Origin of the sequence: Pseudomonas sp. C1C7 (genome assembly GCF_013359595.1) — a bacterium.
Classification (GTDB): Bacteria; Pseudomonadota; Gammaproteobacteria; order Pseudomonadales; family Pseudomonadaceae; genus Aquipseudomonas.
On record NZ_JABFMP010000088.1, the window covers coordinates 1 to 1199 of the forward strand.

2 protein-coding genes are annotated in these 1199 nt (G+C 57.0%); both read right to left on the reverse strand.

The genetic code is table 11. From position 1 onward, the window contains the following. Positions 1 to 245 (reverse strand): MATE family efflux transporter (locus HNO86_RS30115; RefSeq protein WP_256672850.1); only part of this gene is annotated, 245 nt, incomplete at its 3' end. Positions 246 to 523: 278 nt separating this feature from the next. Further along, complete coding sequence (locus HNO86_RS30120) at positions 524 to 1006, reverse strand: cupin domain-containing protein (protein ID WP_256672852.1); 483 nt, start codon at positions 1004 to 1006, stop codon at positions 524 to 526. Positions 1007 to 1199 lie beyond the last annotated feature (193 nt).

Genomic DNA, 1199 nt, shown 5'->3' on the forward strand with positions numbered 1-1199 from the left:
CCCCAAGCCTGCCCGATCAACACCCCCGCCCCCGCCCCCAGGCCGATGACCAGGGCGATGAAGAAGAAAATGATCGGAAACATGCCCGACACCGCCGCCAGCGCCTGGGTGCCGAGCATCTGGCCGATGTAGATGCTGTTGACCGTGCCGGACATCGATTGCAGGAAGTTCGACAGGACCATCGGCGCGAGGAAAAGCAGGTAGGTTTTCCAGAGGGGGCGTTGGGGTTGGGCGGGGCTTTGCATGGATAGAGGTCCATCTCGACGGCTGGGGTGCGGATTAGAGGATAGCTTCGGCGAGTTGGGGTTGGGGGGCAACGGCGAATTTTGGGGGGTGTTTAAAATTCTGGAGAAGTGGTGTTAAAGATCCGGAGGCAAATCAGGTTGTAACTTGATGCAAGTGATTGGGCGGCGCTTGCGGGCGCAGGTGAAGGGCTAAGTAAAAACGGGCGCCTTGATGGCGCCCGATTTGTCACAAGGTCTGAACTCGGGCGGTACCCGCTTGTGGTTCCGCGCAGAGTTCATCATTTAGAGGCATTGCGAGGATCATCGTGTTTGTCGATGTACTCGATCCCCAGCGGCCCGGTGCCGTAGACCTGGGAGATGTACTCACCGGATCTGGCCCAATGGAAATGCGGGGTGTTGGCCGGGAGGATCACGACACTGCCAGGGCCATAGGCAACCAGTTTGTCCGGATCGAACACGGAGCCGAAACCGATGTAGAACACCCCGGACATGACGGTGTAGATGCGGTTTTCAGGGTGAACATGCGGCATGAGCTTGATGCCGTTGGGGACTTTGACGCGTACCACGTAGGGCGCGGGTTTGCCGGGATCGCCGGCGATGACCGCGAGTTTTACTTCTTTGGGAAAGGCCGGGAAGCTGCGCCATTCCACATCTTCGTTGTGGATGGAGCCGGTTTTATCCAGTGGCAGGGGTTCTGCGTAGGCCAGCGGGATGGTTGCGCTTGCGGCGAGGAATGCTGCCAAGCCTGCCGTTTTAATCATGCTCTTGATCATTGAAGACACCTGCTCTGTCACTCATACAAAACTGTTTGGGTCACTGTATTTGCGATCGGTGCTGGTGATAACGGTGCAGGGGCGCATTACTGTTGATACGCAATGTAATCAATGGATTAACCCCACTCCCCGGTAGGAGCTGCCGAAGGCTGCGATCTTTTGATCTTGCTTTTAAACAATC